Genomic DNA, 305 nt, shown 5'->3' with positions numbered 1-305 from the left:
ATGATCAGACCTTCTACACATTTAACAACCTATAGGCTGTATTATTGCTTTAACACCCTATACGTTGTTAAATTTGTTTAGAGATGCAAGTATCAGGAGCAAGCACAGCGGCTAACTTATATGAATACGACTTACCCGATAAAACACCTTAATCAGTTACGTCCAATGTTGATTGGCTTTCGCAAAGAAAATGGGCTAACACAGAAAGAGGTTTCTCAGTATTTAGGAGTAACGCAGCAGGCCTATGCCCGACTTGAATCTAATCCTGCCAGCGCTAGTTTTGAACGTTTGTTTAGAGTTTTTAC

General features: G+C 39.3%; 1 protein-coding gene. It reads left to right on the top strand.

The window, feature by feature from the left end; all coding sequences use genetic code 11:
• Nucleotides 1–120: 120 nt before the first annotated feature.
• Nucleotides 121–305 (top strand): helix-turn-helix transcriptional regulator (locus JTA15_RS21865; protein WP_255580126.1); only part of this gene is annotated, 185 nt, incomplete at its 3' end.

Origin of the sequence: Enterobacter sp. BIDMC 29 (assembly GCF_019378755.1) — a bacterium.
Taxonomy (GTDB): domain Bacteria; phylum Pseudomonadota; class Gammaproteobacteria; order Enterobacterales; family Enterobacteriaceae; genus Enterobacter; species Enterobacter ludwigii.
This window is presented reverse-complemented; position numbering and strand designations above follow the sequence as displayed.